The sequence below is a fragment of the Cryptosporangium sp. NPDC051539 genome, assembly GCF_044454545.1.
Taxonomy (GTDB): domain Bacteria; phylum Actinomycetota; class Actinomycetes; order Mycobacteriales; family Cryptosporangiaceae; genus Cryptosporangium.
Window position 1 is genome coordinate 65,492 of record NZ_JBITDV010000007.1, and the last position, 21,762, is coordinate 87,253.

Consider the following 21,762-nt stretch of genomic DNA (forward strand, 5'->3'; position numbering starts at 1 on the left):
GGCCTGGACGGCCCCGGCCGTACCCTTGAACCCATGACCGCCCGCCGCCTCCTGCTCGTGCACGCACACCCGGACGACGAGACGATCACCTGCGGCGCGACGATGGCCCGGTACGCGGCCGAAGGCGCGCACGTCACGCTCGTCACCTGCACTCTCGGCGAGGAGGGCGAGATCCTGGTGCCGTCGCTGGCCGGGCTGGCGGCAGACCGGGCCGACCAGCTGGGCGGGTACCGGATCGGCGAGCTGGGCCGGGCCCTGGAGGCGCTCGGCGTCACCGACCAGCGGTTTCTCGGCGGTACCGGTCGCTACCGCGACAGCGGCATGATCGGCACCCCGCAGAACGACCACCCGCGCGCGTTCTGGCGGGCCTCCGTCGACGAGGCCGCATCCGAGCTGGCCGAGGTGGTGCGCGAGGTCCGGCCGCAGGTCGTGATCACCTACGACCCGGACGGCCTGTACGGCCATCCGGACCACATCCAGGCCCACCGCGTGACGATGCGGGCCCTCGAACTCGCCGCGGACGAGTGGCGAGTGGAGAAGGTCTACTGGCCGTCGGAGCCGCGCTCACTGCTGGCCCGGGGCATCGAGCAGTTCGCGACCTCGAAGGAGAACCCGTTCGCCGGGGTCCGCGACGTCGACGCGCTGCCGTTCGTCACGCCGGACGAGAAGCTGGGGGCCCGGATCGACGCGTCCGCGTTCGCGCCGGCCAAGCAGGCCGCGATGCGGGCGCACGCGACCCAGGTCGACCCCGGGACGTGGCTGCACGTGCTCGCGGAGAACCTCGGGGTCGAACCGGTCGGCGTCGAGTACTTCATCCGGGCCGTGGGCGAGGCCGGCACCGGCGGCGAATGGGAAGACGATCTGTTCGCGGGGGTCGCGGAGTGAACCCGGACTGGGTGTTGCGGATCTCCGCGGTGTTCGTCGGCACCGTGCTGATCGCGGTCACCGCGATCCTCGCCGCGTTCCTGACGCCGTTCGCGATCGGTACGACCCCGATCCCGATCAGCTGGGTGATCACGGTGGCCGGCATCGTCGCCGGGATCTGGGTCACCGGATACGGCTCCGGAGTGACGCTGCTGACCGGGATCCCGGCGCTGGCCTGGTTCGGCGTGATGCTGACGCTGTCGTCGAAGACGTCCGAGGGCGACCTGCCGGTAGTGGGCAACTGGGTCGGTTACGGGCTGCTGCTGATCGGCATGGCCGCGATCATCGTCACGATTGCGGCGTTCGTCACGAGTACCGCACGCAGAATTTCCTGAGGACCCGGACCGGCCTGGCGCGGATGTCCTAACGTTCCGAGGATGCAGAACAGGTGGACCCGCGTCGGCGTGGTCGTCGCGGTGCTGGTGGCGGTCAATTTCGGCGCACGGATCGTGCTGCGGATCGCGAGTGGAACGAGTGAAGACACCGAGCTCCGGACCGGCATCGTGTCGCTGGCCGGGATGGGAGTCGTGCTCGCGGTCGCCGCGTTCCTGACCGCCCGGCGGTTCCTTCCCGCGGTCACCTCCGGTGACCTGTTCTTCGACATCGTCGTCACGTCGCTCCTGGTGACGCTCGTCGGCCCGTTCATTTCCGGTGGGACGCCGTTCGTCGACGGGCCGGGCCAGTGGCTGCTCCAGCTCGTGGTGTGCGTGGGCGTCCTGCTGGTCGGGGCCGCGCTCGGGGGGCTGCTGGCGGTGGCGTTCGGCGTCGACCCGAAGAGCCGTGCCTGGGGTGCCTACGCGTCCCAGGTCAAGCTCCCGGCCAACGCCAAGCGCCCTGGCAAGGCCCGGACCAAGCCGGTCAAACGGTAGGGCGGTAGTAGCGGTAGGTGTGGTGCTGCCGGAAGCCCAGCTTTCGGTAGAGCGCTACGGCGATCGTGTTGCCGGGGTCGACCTGCAGGTAGACGGCCCGGGCGTCGGTGCGGTCGAGTACGCCGGCCAGCAGGTGGGTGGCCAGCCCGCGTCTGCGGTGCGCAGGGTCGACCTCGACCGCGGTGATCCCGAGCCAGCCCTCGTCGAGCACGGTCCGGCAGATCGCGAGCGGGACGCCGTTCTCCCGCACGGAGGCGAAGCCCGGAGCGTCCGCGGTCCGCAGCACCTCGACGGCGACGTCGGGGATCGGCCGGCCCCGGTACTGGTAGCCGGCCAGCCAGGCGGCGTCCGGGTCGTCGTCGACGGTGACCGGGGGCAGGCCGGGGACCGCCAGGCGGGCGGCCCGGAGCGCGGGCACGCTCGCGACCAGCACCAGCGCGCCCCAGCGGTCGGTCCAGCCGCGGTCTTCGAGTTGCTCGCGGAGGTCGTCGCGGGCGGGGAGCGGGAGCTGGATCGTGGGTTCGAGGCCGCGTTCGGCGTACCAGGCCCGGACGGTGTCGAGCGCGGTGTCGAGCGGGACGCCGGGGTCGCCGAGCGGAAGCACGGAGTTCGCGCGTCCCGTCCACCCGCCCGCGGCCCGCAACTGCCAGCCGCCGAGCGTCGCGGTGTCCAGGCCTCGCCACCCGAGTGCGGCGATCCGCTCCAGCTCCAGCGCGTCGATCCGGGGCACGGGCTTCGGCGGCACCCGTTTCGCCGCCACCACGTCGGCCACGGCCACGGCGACGTCGCCCGCCGCGGTTCTCACCACCACCCGCTGGCGATCCGGGTCGAGCTCGATAAGCTCCCCGAGAAGGTCGCCGAACTCACGCCGACCGTCGTTCTCCTCGCCGAGGATCCGGCGTACGACGACGCGGTGACCGACATCGGTCGGGCGGAGTGACATCCCAAGACCCACCTCTGCATCAGGTTCCGCAGCCAGCGATACTAGATCTCGCAACGGCGGCACTGCACTGCAGTAATGATCCGAAGCAAGCCGCCACCGCGCCTGGAAGGACTACCTACGTGACGTACGTCATCGCCGAGCCCTGTGTCGATGTCAAGGACAAGGCGTGCATCGAGGAGTGCCCCGTCGACTGCATCTACGAGGGGGAGCGGATGCTCTACATCCACCCCGACGAGTGCGTCGACTGCGGTGCCTGCGAGCCGGTGTGCCCGGTCGAGGCGATCTTCTACGAGGACGACGTGAAGGAAGAATGGCGCGAGTACTACAACGCCAACGTCGTCTTCTTCGACGAGATCGGTTCCCCGGGTGGCGCGTCCAAGCTCGGGCTGATCAAGCACGACGCTCCGCTGGTGGCCGCGCTCCCGCCGCAGGAGGCTGAGCACTGAGCGGCCGGCCCAGCCGTTCCGCGTCGCTGCCCGACTTTCCCTGGGACACGCTGGCGCCCTTCGGGAAGCGGGCCCGGGAGCACCCGGACGGCATCGTCGACCTCTCGATCGGAACACCCGTCGACCCGACGCCCGCGGTCGTGCGCGACGCGCTGGTCGCGGCGGCGGACGCACCGGGTTACCCGCTGACGGCGGGAACTCCGGCGCTGCGGGCCGCGATGTCGGCCTGGGTGGCGCAGCGGCTCGCCTGCTCGGCGACGGTCGGCGTACTGCCGACGATCGGGTCGAAGGAGCTCGTCGCCTGGGCGCCGACGCTGCTCGGCCTCGGGCCGTCCGACACCGTGCTCTTTCCCGAGCTGGCCTACCCCACCTACGACGTGGGCATCCGGCTGGCGGGCGCCGTCGGCCTGCGCTCCGACGCGACGACCGCGGCCGGTCCGGGGCGGGTCGCCGCGATCTGGGTGAACTCGCCGTCGAACCCGACCGGGCGGGTGCTCGGCGTCCCGCACCTGCGCAAGGTCGTGGCCTGGGCGCGCGAGCGGGGCACGATCGTGATCTCCGACGAGTGCTACCTGGAACTGGGCTGGGACGTCGAGCCGGTCTCCGTCCTGTCCGACGAGGTGAGCGACGGCGACGTCACCGGGCTGATCGCGGTGCACTCGCTCTCGAAGCGCTCGAACCTGGCCGGCTACCGGGCCGGGTTCGTCGCCGGCGACCCGGCGATCGTCGGCGAGTTGCTCGCGGTGCGCAAGCACGGCGGGATGATCGTGCCCGGGCCGGTGCAGGCCGCGATGGTGGCGGCGCTCGGTGACGTGGAGCACGTCGCCGAGCAGCGTGCGCGCTACGCGGCCCGCCGCACCGTGTTGCGGGAGGCGTTGGTTTCCGCGGGCTTCCGCATCGACCACTCCGAAGCCGGCCTCTACCTGTGGGCCACCCGCGGTGAGCCCTGCTGGGACACCGTGGCCTGGCTGGCCGACCGGGGGATCCTGGTGGCGCCGGGGGCGTTCTACGGCCCCACCGGCGCCCAGCACGTCCGGGTGGCGCTCACCGCCACCGACGAGCGGGTGGCGGCGGCGGTGAAACGGCTCGGAGCCTGAGGGCATCCGTTCAGTTCGCGTGCAGGGCCTCGTTCAGGCCGCCCCAGGAACGCCCGGCCCGGGGTACGGCCTCGAGTGCGCCGGTCAGCGAGTTGCGCCGGAAGAGGATGCCGTCCGCACCGGCCAGCGCCGCCGCCTTCACGACGCTCCCGTCGGGCAGCGTCACTTTCGACCCGGCCGTGATGTAGGTACCGGCCTCCACCACGGAGTCGTCGCCGAGCGGGATGCCCAGCCCCGAGTTGGCCCCGAGCAGGCACCGCTCGCCGATCGAGATCACGGTCGTGCCGCCTCCCGACAGCGTCCCCATGATCGACGCGCCGCCACCGACGTCGGAGCCGTCGCCCACCACGACGCCGGCCGAGATCCGGCCTTCGACCATCGACGACCCGAGCGTGCCCGCGTTGAAGTTGACGAAGCCCTCGTGCATCACGGTCGTGCCGGACGCGAGGTGCGCACCGAGCCGTACCCGGTCGGCGTCGGCGATCCGGACGCCGGACGGGACCACGTAGTCGGTCATCCGCGGGAACTTGTCGACGCCGTACACCTCGAAGTGCGTCCGGGAGGCCCGGGCCCGCGCCCTGACGTCTTCCACCGCCGCGACCGCCACCGGCCCGGCGGAGGTCCAGGCCACGTTCGCCAGGTGCCCGAAGATCCCGTCGAGGTTCACGCCGTGCGGCTTCACCAGCCGGTGCGACAGCAGGTGGAGGCGCAGGTACACGTCGGCGGCGTCCACCGGGGCGGCGTCCGGGTCGGTGACGACCGACACGGCGAAGACCTCGACGCCGCGCAGCGCGTCGGGCCCAACCGCCCCGGCCAGTTCGGGGCCGAGAACGGTCTCTCCCTGGGCCTTGTCGAGCCGCACGACGCCGGGGCCTGTCTGTGGTACCCCCGGTTCGCCCGATCCCAACTTCCCGGCGGGAAACCACACGTCCAGAATCTGCCCGGCGAACTCGGTCGCGAGGCCCACACCCCAAATGCTCGTCACGGACGTCACCCTATCGAGCGCTAGCGTGGCGCCATGACGTTGGACCTCGCCGGTGACCCGATCGCGCTCACGACCACCCTGGTCGACTTCCCTTCGGTCTCGGGTACCGAAAAGCCGCTCGCCGACGAGGTGGAAGTCGCGTTGCGCGCGCTCGACGGCTTCGGCGTGGACCGCGACGGCGACACGATCGTCGCCCGCACCGACCTCGGGAAGTCCCACCGGATCGTGCTGGCCGGCCACCTCGACACGGTGCCGATCGTCGGCAACGTCCCCTCCCGGCGCGACGGTGATCTGCTCTACGGCTGCGGCACGTCGGACATGAAGAGTGGCGTCGCGGTGCTGCTGCACCTGGCCGCGACCGTCGAGGATCCGGTGTTCGACCTCACGCTGGTCCTCTACGACAACGAAGAGGTCGAAGCGGTCAGGAACGGGCTCGGCCGGGTCGGCCGGAACCACCCCGAGTGGCTGGCCGCCGACTTCGCGGTGCTGCTCGAGCCGACCGGCGGGACGGTCGAGGGCGGCTGTCAGGGCACCCTGCGAGCCCGGGTGACGACGCACGGCAAGCGGGCGCACTCGGCCCGGAGCTGGTTCGGCGTCAACGCGATCCATGCGGCGGCGAGCGTGCTCGACCGGCTCACCACGTACGAGGCCAGGACCGTCGACATCGACGGCTGCGTCTACCGCGAGGGGCTGAACGCGGTCGGCATCGAGGGCGGAGTGGCCGGCAACGTGATCCCGGACCGCTGCGACGTCGTCGTCAACTACCGCTTCGCCCCGGACCGGTCGGAGGCCGACGCCGAGCGGCACGTCCGCGAGGTGTTCGACGGGTTCGACGTCGAGGTCACCGACTCCGCGCCCGGTGCGCTGCCCGGCCTGAACTCACCGGCGGCCGAGAGCTTCATCGCGGCACTGGAGGCGCCGGTACAGGCGAAACTGGGTTGGACCGACGTGGCCCGGTTCGCGACGCTCGGCGTCCCGGCGGTGAACTTCGGCCCCGGCGACCCCGGCCTGGCCCACCAGGCCGGGGAGTACGTCGACGTCCGGCAGATCACCGACGCCGCGGCTGCGCTGCGCCGATACCTCACTGCCCACTGACGTTCACCGCCTGCGGGATACGGTGACGGGCATGAGCAGTAGCCCCGAACACCAGCGTGGACCGGTCACGCTCCGCCGCAAGCAGGTGCCGTCGAGCACCACCGACCAGCGTCTGCTCGACAACCGCAGCGGCCGGGCGGATTTCATCCACTCGGACACCTGGCGGGTGCTGCGGATCCAGAGCGAGTTCGTCGAGGGGTTCGGTGCGCTCGCCGAGCTCGGCCCGGCGGTCAGCGTGTTCGGCTCGGCCCGCACGCCCGTCGGGCACCCCGATTACGAGCTGGCCGAGCGGCTGGCACGCGCGCTGGTCGAGGCCGGCTTCGCGGTGATCACCGGCGGCGGCCCGGGCACGATGGAGGCCGCGAACAAGGGCGCCAGCCAGGCCGGCGGGGTCAGCGTCGGGCTCGGCATCGAGCTGCCGTTCGAGCAGTCGATGAACAAGTGGGTCGACGTCGGGGTCGACTTCCGGTATTTCTTCGCCCGCAAGACGATGTTCGTCAAGTACGCCCAGGCGTTCTGCGTCCTCCCCGGCGGGTTCGGCACGCTCGACGAATTGTTCGAGGCGCTCACGCTGGTGCAGACCCGCAAGGTGACCCGGTTCCCGGTCGTCCTGATCGGGACGAAGTACTGGGGCGGGCTCGTCGACTGGCTGCGCGCGACCATGCTGGCCGACGGCAAGATCTCCGAGCAGGACCTCGACCTGATCCAGCTCACCGACGATATCGACGAGGCCGTCGCGGCCGTGCTCTCGGCCGAGCGGCTGACTTCCGACCAGGCCACCGGCATCAACGATGCCCCGGTGGAGGCCTGAGTGGCGGCGGTCTGCGTCTACTGCGCTTCCTCGACGTCGATCGGGCCGTCGTTCGTGGAGCTGGCGCGTCAGGCCGGGGTGGAGCTGGCCCGGCGGGGACACACGCTGGTGTCCGGCGGCGGCCGGGTCTCGATGATGGGCGCGGTCGCGGCCGCGGCGCGGGCCGGGGGAGCACGCACGATCGGCGTCATCCCGGAGGCCTTGAGCAGCCGGGAGATCGCGGATTTCGACTCCGACGAGCTGATCCTCACGACCGGCATGCGGGAGCGGAAGGCCGCCATGGACGCCCGTGCGGACGCGTTCCTCGGCCTCCCCGGCGGGATCGGGACGCTCGAAGAGGTGTTCGAGGTCTGGACGTCCCGATCGCTGGGCATGCACGCCAAGCCGGTCGTGGTGCTGAACGCCGACGGGTTCTACGACGGGTTACTGAACTGGCTGCACGAGCTCGCCGGTTCGTCGTTCGTGCGTCCGGAGGCGCTCGCGCTGCTGATCGTCGTCGAGACGGTACCGGCCGCGTTCGACGCGATCGACGAAGGACTTCGTCATACCGCCCGAATCGAAGCCGGACCGTCTGCTCCGGTGCGAGTGCAGCCCGAATAGACGCAACTGCCCCCACCGGCACCGGCCGTTGTGGACGATGTGAGGCGTGGCCGTTCCCCACTCCGTCGCGCTGCGCCTGCTCGGCGCGGTGGGCCTGCGCACCCGTGAGGTCGAGCACCGCCTCGGCGGCCGGAAGATCCGAATCGTCCTGGCGTCGCTCGGCCTGCGGTTGAACCAGACGGTGCCGGTCGGCCAGCTGATCGCGGACGTCTGGGGCGAGGCGCACCCGGCCACCGCGCGCAATACCGTCCAGGTCTACCTCTCCGGCATCCGAAGAGCCTTGGAGACGACCGGGCACCCGTTCCAGCTCGATCGGTTGCCGGGCGGCTACCGGCTTTCCGGCCGTCCCGAGCAGGTGGACTGGCTGCGTTTCGAGCTGCTGGCCGGCCGGGCCCGGACCGCCGGTCGGAACGGGGAGCACGAGGCCGCGCTGAGCACGCTCACCGAGGCCCTGCTGCTGTGGGAGGGTGCTCCGCTCGCCGACATCTTCGGGTCGCCGTTGCACACGGCGTTCGCGGCCCGTCTGGACGCCGCCCGCCTCGGCGCGCTGTCCGACCGCTTCGGCGCCGACCTGGCGCTGGGGACCCCCGGCCTGGTCGCGGAGCTGGCCGAGCTGGTGGCGGCCCACCCGCTGGACGAGCAGTTCACCCGGCACCTGATGCACGCGCTGGCGAACGACGGCCGGCCGGCCGAGGCGCTCGCGCTGTACGCCGAGTTCCGCGACCGGCTGTTCGCCGAGCGCGGGGTGGAACCCAGTGTCCGGCTCACCCGCCGCTACCAGGCCATTCTGACGAACGACAGGCCGGATCCGGTCGCCGTGCGCCCGGTCGGGCCAGTGCCGCCGCGGGTCTCCGGTGACCTGATCGGGCGGGAGATCGAGGTCGCCCAGGTGCTCGGCCTGCTCACCGAACCCGGGCTGGTGACGCTGACCGGCCCGCCGGGCGTCGGCAAGTCCCGGCTGGCGGCCGAGGTGATGGCGCGGTGCACGAGCCTTCACCCGCTGGTCGTGCGGCTCGACGCGGTATCGGACGCGGCCGATGTCGGCACCGCCGTCGCCGACGCCTGCGGACCGCAGCCCGCGGCCGTGGCCCGGCGATCCGCGCGGGAGCGGATCCGGTACTCGCTGGTCGGGAGCTCGGCGCTGCTGGTGCTCGACAACTGCGAGCACGTCGCGGCCGAGTGCGCCGACCTCTGGAACGACCTGCTCTCCGACGGGTCGCTCCGGGTGCTCGCGACCAGCACGCGTCCGCTGCACGCGCGAGGTGAGACCACGGTCCGGCTGTCACCGCTGGCTGTCCCGCCGGCCGACGGTGTCACCGCCGCCGAGATCGGCGGGGTCGACTCGGTGGCGCTGTTCTGCGCCCGGGCCCGTGCGCTGCGTCCGGCGTTCGTGCTGACCGACGACCTGGCGCCGGCCGTCGGTGAGATCTGCCGTCTCGTCGACGGGATTCCGCTCTCGCTGGAGCTGGCCGGCAGCCGGACCCAGGTCCTGAGCCCGGCCGAGCTGGCCGAGCGGCTCGGCGACCAGCTCCAGATGCTCCGCTCGGTGCCCCGCCGACCGGACGATCGCCACGATTCGCTGGTCTCCGCGGTGGCGGCCGCCGTAGCGCCGCTGGACGCCGACGAACGCACGCTGTTCGCCCGGCTGTCGGTGTTCTCGGACTCGTTCACGTTGCGCGCCGCCGAGGCGGTGGCCCCGCCCGGTGCGCCGGTCATCGACGTGCTGCACGGTTTGGTGGACGCATCGCTGCTGGTCGCCGACGTGTCCGGCCGGGAGAGCCGATTCCGGATGCTGGAGTCGGTGCGGCAGTTCGGCCGGTCGATCCTGAGCACGAGCGAGACCGCGGAGGCCAACGAACGCCGCGCCGTGTACCTGCGGGACCTGGCCGACCGCGCGGCCGCCGGACGCCATGGCCCGGACCGCCTGATTTGGCGACGGCGGCTGGACGGGATGCGTCAGGACCTCCGGCACACCCTCGACGACACGTTGCGTGCAGGGCGGCTGGACATCGCTTTACCGCTGGTCGCGGCGTTGGGCTGGTGGTGGTCGAACACGCCGCAGACGGGTCTGGAGTGGTACCGCCGGGCGCTGTCGGCAGCCGGGGAGACCACCGCCGTCGTACCCGCCCAGCTGCTCGCCGTCGAGTTGTCGGCGGCGGTCATCGCGTCGTATCTGGTCCTGCCGGAGGCGCTGGAGTACGCGCGGGCCGCGGAGGCGACCGCCGACCGGCTCGCCGACAGCGCCGGGCGGATGCGTGCGCTCCAGCACCAGGCGGACATCGCGCACGAGCTGGGTGACCTCGACCGGGCCCGGGAAGCGGCCGACGAGGCCTGGCAGCTCGCGGCCGCCCGCGGTGAGCCCTGGGCGGCCGGTCGGTGCGGGCTGTCGGTCGCTTACAACCACCTCGCGGCCGGCGCGGCCGATCAGGCCGAACGCTGGGCCGCCGACGCCGCCGGGCACTTCGGCCGGGCCGGGGACGAAGGAGGCCGGGCCGACGCGCGTCTGCTGATCGCCGAAGTGCGCCTGCACGAGGGAGCCCACCAGGAGGCCGAGGCGCTGCTCACCGAGGCCCTCGAGGTCTTCCGCGCCCAGGAGGACGACGAGCAGACCGCCCGCGCAGCCACGCTGCTCGCGGACGCGGTCCACCGGCGCGGAGCCCGATCGGACGCGGAGGACCTGATGGAGGACGCGTTCGATCATCACGCCGAGATCGGACACCCCTGGGCGATCGCCCATGACCTGGACGTCCTGGCGTCGGTTTGCGCCCGGCAGAACTCGAGCCGGGACGCAGCCGTGCTCCTGGGAGCCGCCGACGCCGTGCGTACCTCCGCGGGCCTGACCCCGACGCCGTACGACGACGCCCGCCGGGCGAGCGTCGCGGCCGCCTGTGAACGGGTGCTGGGCCAGCGGGGAGCACGAGAGGCCGTGCGGGCCGGCGCGACCAGCGACCCCACTGCCGTGCTGGGTGATGCCCGGTCGGTGCTACGCCGCCCGGCCGAGACTTCGGTCGCCTGAGCGCTACGGCTTCGGGGTGGCCGAGGGGGACGGCGTGGGCGCCCCGTCGTCGAGGTTCCATTTGTTGGGGCACGGGAGCGCCGAGGCCGGTGAACTGACGAGGAAGAACGTGGCCGACGCGGTGAGGACGGCGAGCAGTACGGAGAGGGCCAGCTTCGTGGACGTTGGCATGATGCTCCGATCCAAGGCGGTCTCCCGTCAGGCTAGGTCGACTCGGCAGCCATCGGAAGCCGGACCGCCTTTCAGGATTTCTTCAGGGTTTTCGCCGCTTTCGGCGTGAGCCTTTCAGGTCGTTTCAGGATTCCCGCCGGACCTGTTCACCGTGACGCTTTCGTCAATAGAGTGCTGCTCATCGACCTCCCGGAAGGAGGTGAAGGAAATGCTGGATCTGGAGTTCGTCGAATACGTCCGCTTGGACAAGATCCCGGCCGGACTCGCCTGTGAACTCATCGAACTGGACTCGCAGGTCGCCGAAGAAAGTCAGTGGAACGGATTCCTGAGCTGTATCTGATCGTTCGTGCACCAACCGGAATCAGTGCATTTTCACACGGAGGAGAACCGACATGCTGGACCTCGAGAACATCGAAGAAGTGAACCTGACCGACCTTCCGGACGCGCTGGCGGGTGAGGTCACCGACGCCGAGGCGCAGGTCGCCGGGGAGCTGCAGTGGAACGGGTTCGGCAGTTTCATCTGATCGTCCGACCCGGCCCGGGCCCAGTGCCCGGGCCGGGTTCCGCGTCCGGCGAGGAGAACGCACATGGCTGCGATCGAGTTGGAAATGCCTACCTCGGGCCCGGTCGAGGAATGGCCGGCCCAATTGTTGGACGTCGGTGCATTGACCCGGGACGGATGGCGTCCGGAGCCGTTCGGTGAATTCGTCGTCAAGGTGCACAGTAGATGCAATTTGGCGTGCGACTACTGCTACATGTACGAGATGGCCGACCAGAGTTGGCGCTCGCAGCCGGCGGTCATGTCGGACCGGGTGATGGAGCAGGTCTGCTTCCGGATCGCCGAACACGCGGCGACTCACCAGCTCGACGTCGTTTCGATAGTGCTGCACGGCGGGGAGCCGCTCCTGGCGGGGGCGACCGCGATCCGCCGGTTCATCCGGCTCGCCCGCGAGGTCGCCGCGCCGACCCGGGTCGAGTTCGGCGTGCAGACCAACGGCATCCTGCTCACCCGCGAATTCCTCGACCTGTTCGGCGAGTACGGCGTCCGGATCGGCGTGAGCCTGGACGGGGACGAGGCCGGGCAGAACCGGCACCGCCGCTACGCGAACGGCCGGGACAGCTACGACCGGGTCGCGGCGGGGCTGCGCCTGCTGACCTCGGACGAGTACCGGCCTCTGTTCAGTGGTCTGCTCTGCACGATCGACGTCGACAACGATCCGCTCGCGACCTATCGGGAGATGGCCGGCTGGGGGCCGCCGAAGGTGGACTTCCTGCTTCCGCACGGGACCTGGGAGACACCGCCGCCGCGGCGGACTCCGGACCCCTCGTCGACGCCGTACGCCGACTGGCTGATTCCGATCTTCGACCACTGGTACTCCGGTGCCCGGCCCGCGCCGCGCGTCCGGATGTTCAGCGCGATCATCCGCCTGCTCCTCGGACGCGCGGCTGCCAGCGAACACGTCGGCCTCGGCCCGATCCGGCTGCTCGTCGTCGAGACCGACGGCACCCTGCAACAGGTCGACACGCTGAAGAGCGCCTACGCCGGAGGGCCCGACACCGGACTGACCGTGGCCGCCAACGCCCTGGACGACGCGCTCTTGCACCCCTCGATCGTCGCCAGGCAGATCGGCGTCGAAGCGCTCGGCCCGGCCTGTCGGTCGTGCTCGCTCCGCGACGTCTGCGGCGGCGGCGACTACCCGCATCGCTACCGGGCGGGCTCCGGCTTCCGTCACCCGTCGGTCTACTGCCCGGACCTGATGCGGCTGATCACGCACGTCAAAGACCGCGTTCGCGTCGATCTCGTCGTCGCCCGGAAGGAGACCCGCTCATGAGCGCACCCACTCGGGCTTCGTCGGTGGAAGAGCTGGCGTCTGCCCTCGCCGCCGGAACCGGACCCGCGGTGTCGGTCGGCCGGCTGTACTCCGGGCAGCTGAAAATTCGGACCAGTCGCCTGCGCGCGCTGGTCGCGAAGGCCGGCGACGCCGATCCGTCGGGGTTGCTCATCGAGAGCTACGCCACCCTGCGCGCCGTCCAGGCGAGTCACCCGCGGATCGTCACCGCGTTGCTGCTCTACCCGCACGTCGGGGCCTGGCTGGCGGACAGCCTTCGCCGGCTCGACCCGGCGCGGGCGACCGACGGCGCTCCGCACGCCGGACCGGGATACCTGTCCGGGCTGGCCGCCGCGGCCGTCCTGCGCGCAGGCACCGGGGCTACCGCCCGGCTGACCGTCACCGAATCCGGGCAGGTGTTCCTCCCGACGCTCGGCACGTGTCTGCTGCCCGCCGGTCCGGCGTCCACCTGGAGGTTGGAGGGACACCGGATCACCGACGGACAGCGGGATGTTCCGCTCCCGGCGGATCTCTCCGAGCAGACCGACACGTGGGTGCCGATCCGGCGGTTGCGGTCGGACCACGGAGCGCCGATCGACGTCGCTTTCGACGACCAGGACCCCGCACGGACCTGTGGGCCGCACCTCACGCTCAGCTCACGGCTCGGTGAGGTGGAGTGGGCAGCCTGGCAGCGGGCGTTCGACGACGGGTGGGCGATGCTGCGCGCCGATCACCCGGAGTACGCGGACGGCATCCGGGCCGGCTTGCAGTGCGTGGTGCCGCTGGACGCGCTCGGCGGCGGAAGCAGCTCGAGCCTGACCGTCGGGGACGCCTTCGGCGCGGTGGTCACGACGCCGCCGGCTGACGGCGGGGCGATCGCGCTCACGCTGGTCCACGAGTTCCAGCACAACAAACTCTCGGCCCTGCTCGATCTCGGTCCCCTCTACGAAGGGGACTCGGACGAGCGCTTCTATGCGCCCTGGCGGGACGACCCACGTCCGTTCGGCGCGGTGCTGCAGGGCGTGTACGCGCACCTGGGCGTGACCGATTTCTGGAGGGTCCACCGCTGGTCGGCCCCGGAGGAGTCCGCGGCGCTGGCTCATCTCGAGTTCACTCGCTGGCGTCAGCAGACCGAGGAGGCCGCAGCCGAGTTGGCGCGGGCGTCCGTGGTCACCGACCTCGGACGGGACTTCCTCGCGGTCATTTCGGGGCGATTGGCGCAGTGGGGTACCGAACCGGTTCCCGGCTCCGCCGAGGCGGCCGCGGCCGCGGCTCGCTTCGAGCACCGGATCGGCTGGCGGCTGCGGAACATGCGGCTCACTCCGGCCCAGATCGCATTGCTGGCGGACGCCGTGCGCGACGAGCCGTTGACGCCGCTGGACGCCCCGGTCGACGCCCGCGCGATGACCGTTCCCTGGACCCAGGTGTGGAGCGCCCGGCTGCGGCTGATGTACGCGGCGGTAGACCGGCCGGACTTCTACGAGCGGCTGCGCAGCGGTGCCGAGACGGTGGACGACCCGGTGGCGGTTTCCGACGCCGATCTCGCGTGCCTGGTGGGCGACTACCAGGCGGCCGAGCCGATCTACGAGGCGGAAATCGCCGCCGGTGGATCGTGGGAGACCGGCGCGTCGTGGGAAGCCTGGGCCGGTCTCGTGCATTGTTACCGGATCACCCGTCCGGGGCCGGCCGCGGACTTTCTCCGGACCCGTCCCGAGGTGGTCGCGGCGGTGCACGCGGTGGTCGGCCTCTCGCCGTACGAGACGGCCCGGCGACTCGCGGAGGTTTGGCCATGACCGCGCCGACCAACTGGCGCCGGGATTTTCACCTGCTGTGGACCGGGACGACGCTGACCCAGCTCGGCGGCGCCGGGTCGGTCTTCGTCTACCCGCTGCTCGCGCTGGCGCTGACCGGGTCGCCGGTGCTCGCGGGCTGGGTGGTGTTCGCGGCCCTGGTGCCCGCGACGATCCTGTACTTGCCCGCGGGGGTCCTCGCCGACCGGCTCGATCGGCGGACGGTTCTGGTGGTCAGCGCCGGTGTACGGGGGGTTGCCGCGCTGAGTCTGCCGCTGGCGCTCGGGACCGGCCACGAGTGGGTCTGGATGCTGCCGATCGTCGCGCTCGTCGATGGCGCCTGCGCGACGCTGTACTCGGTGACCGAGGCCTCGTACGTCCCTCGGCTGGTTCCTCCCGAGGCGCTCTCCGGCGCGATCGCACGCAACGAGGCGCGGTTCCACCTGGCGACGCTGCTCGGGCGTCCGCTGGGCGGACTGTTGTTCGGCCTGGCGCAGATCCTGCCGTTCGTCCTCAACGCGGTGTCGGGGATTGCCGCGGCGATACTCGCCGGGCTGGTGCGGGGTCCCCGGGCAACCGGTACCCGCACGTTCTCCGGGCTGTCGGCGGACCTGCGGGGCGGGCTGGTCTGGGTGGCCCGCCAGCGGGTCGTCCGCCTCGGGATCGCACACGACACCGTGCAGAACTTCCTCATGCAGGCGGTAGGTCTGACGGTGATCGCCCGGGCTCTCGAGCAGGGGATTTCCGGGTGGGTCATCGGGATCGTGATGGCTGCCGGGGGAGCGGGCGGGGTGCTCGGGGCCTGGATCGCGCCGACGACGCTGCGCGGCCGGAGCGTCCGGCAGGTACTGGTCGCTCTGGGTTGGGCCTGGGTGGTGTTCGCGGGCTGTCTGACGGCCGCGCCGCAGCCGGGCGCACTGGTCGCCGCCTTCGTGCTCTTCGGGTTGATCTCGGCGCACACGAACGTGGCGATGGTGAACTACCAGGCTCGAGAGGTGCCGCCCGATCTGCTCGGGCGGGTCATCAGCGTCGACCGGTTCGTCTCGATGTGCATGGTGCCGGTCGGTGCTCTCGTGGCCGGGTACGCGCTGCCGACGGTGGGCGCCCAGTGGACCTTGGGACTGCTCACGATGGGCGGAGTGGCGTGGGCGGCGCTGCTGACCGTGGTGCTCGGCCGGATGCCGGCGGCGGACGTCGGAGTGGCGGCGGTGCCGGAACGTGCCCCGGCCGTACCGGAGCAGGTGCCGGCCTGAGCGTCAGGCCAGTCCCCGGCGGGTGAAAGCGGGCGGCCGGGTGCCTCGGATGGACGCGACCATGTCGAGCACCCTCCTGGTGGCCAGGACGTCGTGGGCCCGGAACACCCGGGCCCCGAGCCACGCGCTCACCGCCGTCGCGGCCAGCGTGCCCTCCAGCCGGTCGTCCACCGGCAGGTCGAGCGTCTCGCCGACGAAGTCCTTGCGGGAGAGCGCCACCAGCACCGGCCACCCGGTCGCGACCAGCGCCTCCAGTTCGCGGGTCAGCGTCAGCGAGTGCCAGGTGTTCTTGCCGAAGTCGTGCGCCGGGTCGATCAGGATCCCGTCCGGCCGCACGCCCGCCTCGACCGCCGCCGAGGCCAGGCGCGTCACGGTCGCGACGACGTCCGCGGTGACGTCCGGGAACGTCGGCCGGTGCGGACGCGAGCGGGGCGTCAGCCCGCCGGCGTGGGAGCAGATCAGCCCCGCGCCGGTGTCGGCGGCCACCCGGGCCAGTCCGGGGTCGGCACCCGACCAGGTGTCGTTGAGCAGGTCGGCACCGGCCTCGACCGCCGCCTCGCCGACCTCCGCGCGCCAGGTGTCGATGCTGATCACCAGGTCGGGGTAGCGGCCGCGCACCTCCCGGATGAGCGGAACCGTGCGGCGCGCCTCCTCGGCGGCGTCCACCACCGCGCCGGGGCCGGCCTTGACCCCGCCGATGTCGACGATCTGCGCCCCGTCGCGCACCGCGGCGTCGACCGCGGCCAGCGCGGCGTCGTCGGTGAACGTGGCTCCGCGGTCGTAGAACGAGTCGGGTGTGCGGTTGACGATGGCCATCACCAACAGGTCATCGTCGTCGAACTGCTGGCGGCCGAGCCGGAGTGGCATGCCCTCATTCTGCGTCGGGCTGCATGGTCTCGTGACAGGCGTGCCACGATGCGGGGGTGGGAAGCTTCCTCCTCATCGTCGTGGCCGCGATCATCCTGGCCGGCATCGTGTTCGGTGCCGCCGCGTTCACGCTGGGCCGTGACCGCGGGCTGACCCCGCCACGACCGGACGGCGTGCCGTTCGACCTGCCGGCCGACCGGCCGCTCGACCGGGCCGACGTCGACGTGCTGCGGTTCGACACCGGCCTCCGGGGCTACCGGATGGACCAGGTCGACGACCTGCTGGCGCGCGTCGCCGACGACTTCGATTTCCTGCACACGCGGATCATCGATCTGGAGGATCAGCTCGCCGCCCGCAGAGGCGACAGCGAGGACGACGAACGTCCGTTCGACTTCCCGTGGGCGAACGAAGACGGCTCCGGGAAAGCCACCGCGCCGCCCGCGGAGACCGGCGTGGCCGGCACCACCGAGGCCGACGACGCCGAGGTGCTCGAGTCCGGCGACTCGGTGCGGGCCACGTCCGAGCAGGCCCGATGACGTCGGCCGCCGACGTACCGGCCGACCTGGCGAGACCCGGGCCGGGGCGGGTCTCCGTCCGGGTGACGGTCCCGTCCGACCTCGAGACCGCGTTCGCCGCCGCGACCGACTGGCCGGCCCAGGGCAGGTGGATCCCGTTCACGCACGTCCGCGTGGTCGAGGGAGACGGCCGCAGCCCCGGTAGCGTCGTACACGCGTTCACCGGGATCGGGAAGGTCGGGTTCCTCGACGTCTTCACGGTGGTCGGCTGGGAGCCGCCGCACCGCGTCGACGTGGTGCACACCGGCCGCGTGGTGCGGGGTCCGGGCGCGTTTCAGCTGGTAGAAAGAGGTCCCGAGCGCACCGACATGATCTGGAGCGAAGACCTTCACCTGCCGTTCGGCGCGGTGGGCGAGTTCGCGTGGGCGGTGGTCGGCCCGCTCGCGGCCGCCGGACTGAAGGTGGGCCTCCGGCGGTTCGCCCGGTACGTCGGCACGCTGGCACGGGCGTGACCGAAGAGCTCGCGCTCGCCGAGACCGGGCTGGTCCGCGGCGCGGACGGCCGGTTGCGCTGCTCCTGGGCGGGTTCGACCGAGGATTACGTCGCTTACCACGACGACGAGTGGGGCCGCCGCCTGACCGGCGACGACGCGCTCTACGAGCGCGTCTGTCTGGAGGCCTTCCAGTCCGGCCTCTCCTGGATCACGATCCTGCGCCGCCGGGAGGGCTTCCGGCGTGCGTTCGCGGGCTTCTCGATCGCGTCGGTGGCCGCTTTTGATCAATCGGACGTCGAGCGGCTGCTCGCCGACACCGGCATCATCCGCAACCGGGCGAAGATCGAGGCCGCGATCACGAACGCCAGGCTGGCCGCCGAGCTCCCGGAGGGCCTGTCCGCGCTGCTCTGGTCGTACGCGCCGCCGCCGAGGCCCCGGCCACGCGCCCGGGCGGACGTTCCGTCGATTTCGGCGGAGTCGACCACGCTCGCCAAGGACCTCCGCAAGCGTGGTTTCCGGTTCGTCGGGCCTACCACCGCGTACGCCCTCATGCAGGCAACCGGTATGGTCGATGACCACATCCAGGGCTGTTTCGTAGGCGCCGAGTAACCGGCGGCGACCCCGTCCGAACCGCGCCCGGCCTCTTTTGCGCAGGTCCGGCGGGTGCTTGTCCACTGTGTTTAGCCGGGTCGAGTTTGGGACGCCAGCAGGTATGGGCGAGAATAAGACAGTAGTGAGATGTCCCGGGCACGTGAGATCCAGCGAGCCTGCAAGGAGTGACCGGAGTTGCACCGACGGTCACCGGTCGAGGGGAGCACGAGATGGCGGCCATGAAGCCGCGGACAGGTGACGGTCCGCTCGAAGTCACCAAGGAGGGCCGCGGCATCGTGATGCGCGTACCGCTCGAGGGTGGTGGGCGCCTCGTCGTCGAGATGAACGCCGACGAGGCCAGCGCGCTCGGGGACGCTCTGAAGAACGTCGTGGGTTAATCGCCCCGAGGGCAGCCGGCTCGGGCCGGCACGGTGCCGCTCCGTGCCAGGCCGAGCCGGCTGACTCTTGTTCCGGGCTAGCGCTGCCTCTATCCGCAGATCGGGAGGGTCCCGTGCTCGACGTCCGTCTGGTGGCTGTTGCCGATCTGCCTGCCGACGCTCCGCCCCTGGTGCTCGCGCTACCTACCGTGCCCCCGGCCACGCCGGAGGACTCGACGCCGGACGGCTCGACGCCGGACGGCTCGACGCCGTCCGGCGACACGCCGGTCGGCGACACGCCGGACGACGGTGAGGAGCGCAGGGCGGAGCCCGCGGTGCTGCCCGAGACGCCCTACGGCTATCCGGAGCACCTGCAGAACCTGATCGCGGCCTGGCTGGACGACGAGCGGCTCCCGGAGCCGCCCGCCAAGGGCAAGGCCGGCGAGATCGCACCGCTCCCGCTGCCCGGCGGCGTGCCGGCCGTGCTCCTGCTGGCCGGTACCGGCGACGGTACCGAGGCCGACTGGCGCAAGACCGGCGCCGCCCTGGTCCGGGCCGCCTCGTCGAACCCCGAGGTGACGCTCGCGCTGCCGTCGGACGCCACGCCTGAGGCCGTCCGCGGTCTGTTCGAGGGCGCGCGGCTGGCCTCGTACCGGTTCACGCTGGCGTCCGACCCCAAGCCGCCGAAGCTGACCAGGGTGAACGTCGTGGTCGACGACCCGGCCCGGTTCGCCGACGCGGTCGCGCGGGCCGAGGCGGTGACCCGAGGCACGGTGTTCGCCCGAGACCTGGTCAACACGCCGAGCAACATCAAGAGCCCGGAGTGGTTCGCCGACCAGGCGGTCGAGGCGGCCGCGGTGCTGGGCATCGACGCGCAGGTCCGCGACCCCGAGTGGCTGGCCGCCAACGACTTCGGGGGCATGCTCGCGGTCGGCGGCGGCTCGACCCGCGGCCCGCGCCTGCTCGAGCTGCGCTGGGCGCCCGAGGGCGTCGAGCTGCACACGCTGCGTCACGTCGTGCTCGTCGGCAAGGGCATCACGTTCGACACCGGCGGTATCTCGATCAAGCCCGCGCAGGGCATGCAGATGATGAAGAAAGACATGGGTGGCGGCGCCGCGGTCGTCGGCGCGGTGCTCGCCGCGGCGACGCTGGAACTGCCGCTCCGGGTGACCGTGCTCGTGCCGCTGGCCGAGAACATGCCCAGCGGTACCGCGTACCGCCCCGGCGACGTCGTCCGCCATTACGGCGGGCGCACCTCGGAGATCTTCAGTACCGACGCCGAGGGCCGGATGGTGCTCGGCGACGCGCTGGCGTACGCGGTCGCGACCCTGCGGCCGGACGTCCTCATCGATCTGGCCACGCTGACCGGCGGTCAGGGGGTCGCGCTCGGTAAGCGCACCGCGGCGTTGTTCTCGGAGAACGACGACCTGGCGAAGGCGCTGTTCGAGGCGGCCGAGCAGGCCGGCGAGCGGGTCTGGCAGCTTCCGCTGCCGGAGGACTACCTGGACCAGATCGATTCGGACGTCGCGGACGCCAACAACTCCGGCGGACGTGGTGCGCAGACCGCCACCGCCGCACTGTTCCTGCGGCCGTTCACCGGCGAGGCGCGCGACCGCTGGGTGCATGTGGACATGTCCAGCCCGGCCTGGTCCGACGCCCCCAACGACGAGCTCACCAAGGGCGCCACCGGCTGGGGCGTCCGCACCCTCACCCGCTGGCTCGAGTCGGCGGCGGCACGCTGAGAACGGCGCTGACAAGCGAGCGCGCCTCCTTGTGACGCTTCGCTGACGTCACGGCGTCGGCGCGCTCGATTGCCAGCGCCGCCCTCAGCGCGCTCAGCGCAACGCGCCTTTGGCGCGGTTTAACCCAAGCCCATGTAAACGGTGAGGGTTTGTTCGGCGATGGCTTCCCAGCTGAACAGGTCGACGGCGCGCTGACGGCCGGCGCGGCCCAGTTCGCTGCCGCGCAGCGGATTGCCGACGACGGTCGCGAGCGCCTCGCCGAACGCGACCTCGAAGGCGGGCAGGTCGTCGGGGGTGTACGGCACCAGCAGCCCGGTCACGCCGTCGACCACGACCTCGGGGATGCCGCCGACCGCGCTGGCCACCACCGGCGCGCGGCAGGCCATCGCCTCGAGGTTGACGATGCCGAGTGGCTCGTACACCGACGGGCAGGCGAACGCCGACGTGTGGCTGAGCAGCGAGATGACCTCCTCGCGCGGCAGCATCTCGGTCTGGTGCAGGACGGTGTGCCCGTCGGCGCGCAGGCGCTCGATCCGCCCGGTCACCTCGGCCGCGATCTCCGGCGTATCGGGCGCCGAGGCGCACAGCACCAGCTGGATGTCTTTGTCGATCCGCTCGGTCGCGGCCAGCAGGTGCGTGATGCCCTTCTGCCGGGTGATGCGTCCGACGTAGAGCACGTACGGCCGGTCGGCGTCGATGCCGATTTTCGCCAGCACCGCGTCGTCGCTGGTCGGCGCGTACAGCTCGGTGTCGACCCCGTTGTGGACGACGTGGACCCGTTCAGCGTTCAGCGCCGGGTAGGCGGTCAGCACGTCTTCGCGCATGCCGTTGCTGACCGCGATGACCGCGTCGGCGCCCTCGTACGCGGTCTTCTCGGCCCAGGACGAGATGCGATAGCCGCCGCCCAGCTGCTCGGCCTTCCACGGCCGCAGCGGCTCCAGCGAGTGCGCGGTGACGACGTGAGGCTTGTCGTGGAGCAGTTTCGCGAGGTGGCCGCCGAGGTTCGCGTACCAGGTGTGCGAGTGGACGACGCCGACGTCGCCGACCCCGTCGGCCATCTCGAGGTCGATGGAGAGCGCTCGGATCGCACCGTTCGCGTCGGCCAGCGATTCCGGCGCCGTGTAGGCACGGGCGTCGGGGCGGGGCTTGCCGAAGCAGTGCACCTCGACCTCGACCAGGCGTCGCAGCTCGCGGACGAGGAAGTCGACGTGGACGCCCGCGCCCCCGTAGACCTCGGGCGGATATTCGTTGGTCAGGACCGCGACGCGCATAGCGCACACCCTACGGCCAGGGGATGGGTTCCTTACTGTGTCGCCGGTGTTAAACCAGCAGCCATAAACCCGACTAG

At 71.6% G+C, this 21,762-nt stretch carries 24 protein-coding genes; 19 read left to right on the forward strand and 5 right to left on the reverse strand.

All coding sequences use genetic code 11. The features are described 5' to 3' along the window. Positions 1–33 precede the first annotated feature (33 nt). From mshB to ACIBZJ_RS22205, 3 genes are read left to right on the forward strand one after another with little or no spacing between them, the layout of a single operon-like run. A complete protein-coding gene (mshB, locus tag ACIBZJ_RS22195; protein WP_395932441.1) occupies positions 34–885 on the forward strand; it encodes an N-acetyl-1-D-myo-inositol-2-amino-2-deoxy-alpha-D-glucopyranoside deacetylase in 852 nt (283 codons plus the stop codon). Continuing rightward, positions 882–1,259, forward strand: coding sequence for a hypothetical protein (locus tag ACIBZJ_RS22200; RefSeq protein ID WP_395932443.1), 378 nt, complete (start codon positions 882–884; stop codon positions 1,257–1,259). Before mshB ends, ACIBZJ_RS22200 begins: the two co-directional genes overlap by 4 nt. A gap of 42 nt (positions 1,260–1,301) precedes the next feature. Continuing rightward, positions 1,302–1,793, forward strand: coding sequence for a hypothetical protein (locus tag ACIBZJ_RS22205; RefSeq protein WP_395932444.1), 492 nt, complete (start codon positions 1,302–1,304; stop codon positions 1,791–1,793). On the opposite strand, the gene ACIBZJ_RS22210 is transcribed toward ACIBZJ_RS22205, so the two are convergent. Next, on the reverse strand, positions 1,783–2,736 hold the full coding sequence (locus ACIBZJ_RS22210) for a GNAT family N-acetyltransferase (protein ID WP_395932446.1): 954 nt from the start codon (positions 2,734–2,736) through the stop codon (positions 1,783–1,785). The two genes, ACIBZJ_RS22205 and ACIBZJ_RS22210, sit on opposite strands and share 11 nt — an antisense overlap. 119 nt (positions 2,737–2,855) lie before the next feature. Here ACIBZJ_RS22210 and fdxA point away from each other — a divergent pair, with 119 nt between their 5' ends. Together fdxA and dapC are read left to right on the forward strand one after the other, a co-directional pair. Continuing rightward, entirely contained in the window at positions 2,856–3,182 is a 327-nt protein-coding gene (fdxA, locus tag ACIBZJ_RS22215; protein ID WP_395932448.1) for a ferredoxin, read from the forward strand. Then, positions 3,179–4,279, forward strand: coding sequence for a succinyldiaminopimelate transaminase (gene dapC, locus ACIBZJ_RS22220; protein WP_395933220.1), 1,101 nt, complete (start codon positions 3,179–3,181; stop codon positions 4,277–4,279). Before fdxA ends, dapC begins: the two co-directional genes overlap by 4 nt. A gap of 10 nt (positions 4,280–4,289) precedes the next feature. Here the strand turns inward: dapC and dapD are convergent, their stop codons facing one another. After that, positions 4,290–5,273, reverse strand: coding sequence for a 2,3,4,5-tetrahydropyridine-2,6-dicarboxylate N-succinyltransferase (dapD, locus tag ACIBZJ_RS22225; protein ID WP_395932450.1), 984 nt, complete (start codon positions 5,271–5,273; stop codon positions 4,290–4,292). Between the two features lie 24 nt (positions 5,274–5,297). On the opposite strand from dapD, the gene dapE reads away from it, so the two are divergent. The 4 genes from dapE to ACIBZJ_RS22245 are packed head-to-tail and all read left to right on the forward strand — an operon-like array spanning position 5,298 to position 10,786. Continuing rightward, a complete protein-coding gene (gene dapE / locus ACIBZJ_RS22230) occupies positions 5,298–6,359 on the forward strand; it encodes a succinyl-diaminopimelate desuccinylase (protein WP_395932452.1) in 1,062 nt (353 codons plus the stop codon). A 31-nt stretch (positions 6,360–6,390) separates the two neighbouring features. Next, on the forward strand, positions 6,391–7,170 hold the full coding sequence (locus ACIBZJ_RS22235; RefSeq protein WP_395932454.1) for a TIGR00730 family Rossman fold protein: 780 nt from the start codon (positions 6,391–6,393) through the stop codon (positions 7,168–7,170). Then, positions 7,171–7,770 (forward strand): TIGR00730 family Rossman fold protein, encoded by a 600-nt coding sequence (locus ACIBZJ_RS22240; protein WP_395932456.1) that lies wholly within the window; start codon positions 7,171–7,173, stop codon positions 7,768–7,770. Between the two features lie 46 nt (positions 7,771–7,816). After that, entirely contained in the window at positions 7,817–10,786 is a 2,970-nt protein-coding gene (locus tag ACIBZJ_RS22245) for a BTAD domain-containing putative transcriptional regulator (RefSeq protein WP_395932458.1), read from the forward strand. A gap of 3 nt (positions 10,787–10,789) precedes the next feature. Here ACIBZJ_RS22245 and ACIBZJ_RS22250 read toward each other — a convergent pair whose 3' ends face one another. Beyond that, the gene (locus ACIBZJ_RS22250; RefSeq protein ID WP_395932460.1) at positions 10,790–10,957 is read right to left on the reverse strand and encodes a hypothetical protein; all 168 of its coding nucleotides are present in this window, start codon (positions 10,955–10,957) and stop codon (positions 10,790–10,792) included. Between the two features lie 208 nt (positions 10,958–11,165). On the opposite strand from ACIBZJ_RS22250, the gene ACIBZJ_RS22255 reads away from it, so the two are divergent. The 5 genes from ACIBZJ_RS22255 (at position 11,166) to ACIBZJ_RS22275 (ending at position 15,829) form a co-directional block, all read left to right on the forward strand. Continuing rightward, the gene (locus tag ACIBZJ_RS22255; RefSeq protein ID WP_395932462.1) at positions 11,166–11,297 is read left to right on the forward strand and encodes a hypothetical protein; all 132 of its coding nucleotides are present in this window, start codon (positions 11,166–11,168) and stop codon (positions 11,295–11,297) included. A gap of 52 nt (positions 11,298–11,349) precedes the next feature. After that, positions 11,350–11,481: a hypothetical protein gene (locus ACIBZJ_RS22260; RefSeq protein WP_395932464.1), complete on the forward strand. Its 132-nt coding sequence runs from the start codon at positions 11,350–11,352 to the stop codon at positions 11,479–11,481. Positions 11,482–11,544: 63 nt separating this feature from the next. Then, on the forward strand, positions 11,545–12,789 hold the full coding sequence (locus ACIBZJ_RS22265) for an FxsB family cyclophane-forming radical SAM/SPASM peptide maturase (protein WP_395932466.1): 1,245 nt from the start codon (positions 11,545–11,547) through the stop codon (positions 12,787–12,789). Beyond that, positions 12,786–14,579, forward strand: coding sequence for an HEXXH motif domain-containing protein (locus ACIBZJ_RS22270; protein ID WP_395932468.1), 1,794 nt, complete (start codon positions 12,786–12,788; stop codon positions 14,577–14,579). The genes ACIBZJ_RS22265 and ACIBZJ_RS22270 overlap by 4 nt, the downstream gene beginning before the upstream one ends. After that, positions 14,576–15,829 (forward strand): MFS transporter, encoded by a 1,254-nt coding sequence (locus ACIBZJ_RS22275; RefSeq protein WP_395932470.1) that lies wholly within the window; start codon positions 14,576–14,578, stop codon positions 15,827–15,829. Before ACIBZJ_RS22270 ends, ACIBZJ_RS22275 begins: the two co-directional genes overlap by 4 nt. A 3-nt stretch (positions 15,830–15,832) precedes the next feature. On the opposite strand, the gene folP is transcribed toward ACIBZJ_RS22275, so the two are convergent. Next, positions 15,833–16,696: a dihydropteroate synthase gene (gene folP, locus ACIBZJ_RS22280; RefSeq protein ID WP_395932472.1), complete on the reverse strand. Its 864-nt coding sequence runs from the start codon at positions 16,694–16,696 to the stop codon at positions 15,833–15,835. A gap of 56 nt (positions 16,697–16,752) precedes the next feature. On the opposite strand from folP, the gene ACIBZJ_RS22285 reads away from it, so the two are divergent. From ACIBZJ_RS22285 to ACIBZJ_RS22305, 5 genes are all read left to right on the forward strand, one after another. Further along, positions 16,753–17,232 carry a DivIVA domain-containing protein gene (locus ACIBZJ_RS22285; RefSeq protein WP_395932474.1) on the forward strand — a complete coding sequence of 160 codons (480 nt, stop codon included), beginning with the start codon at positions 16,753–16,755 and terminating at the stop codon, positions 17,230–17,232. Next, positions 17,229–17,723 carry an SRPBCC family protein gene (locus tag ACIBZJ_RS22290; protein ID WP_395932476.1) on the forward strand — a complete coding sequence of 165 codons (495 nt, stop codon included), beginning with the start codon at positions 17,229–17,231 and terminating at the stop codon, positions 17,721–17,723. The genes ACIBZJ_RS22285 and ACIBZJ_RS22290 overlap by 4 nt, the downstream gene beginning before the upstream one ends. Further along, positions 17,720–18,313, forward strand: coding sequence for a DNA-3-methyladenine glycosylase I (locus tag ACIBZJ_RS22295; protein ID WP_395932478.1), 594 nt, complete (start codon positions 17,720–17,722; stop codon positions 18,311–18,313). Before ACIBZJ_RS22290 ends, ACIBZJ_RS22295 begins: the two co-directional genes overlap by 4 nt. Before the next feature lie 212 nt (positions 18,314–18,525). After that, a complete protein-coding gene (locus ACIBZJ_RS22300; protein WP_142703152.1) occupies positions 18,526–18,693 on the forward strand; it encodes a DUF3117 domain-containing protein in 168 nt (55 codons plus the stop codon). A 113-nt stretch (positions 18,694–18,806) separates the two neighbouring features. Beyond that, the gene (locus tag ACIBZJ_RS22305; protein ID WP_395932480.1) at positions 18,807–20,414 is read left to right on the forward strand and encodes a leucyl aminopeptidase; all 1,608 of its coding nucleotides are present in this window, start codon (positions 18,807–18,809) and stop codon (positions 20,412–20,414) included. Positions 20,415–20,533: 119 nt separating this feature from the next. On the opposite strand, the gene glgA is transcribed toward ACIBZJ_RS22305, so the two are convergent. Then, complete coding sequence (gene glgA, locus ACIBZJ_RS22310; RefSeq protein WP_395932482.1) at positions 20,534–21,685, reverse strand: glycogen synthase; 1,152 nt, start codon at positions 21,683–21,685, stop codon at positions 20,534–20,536. Positions 21,686–21,762 lie beyond the last annotated feature (77 nt).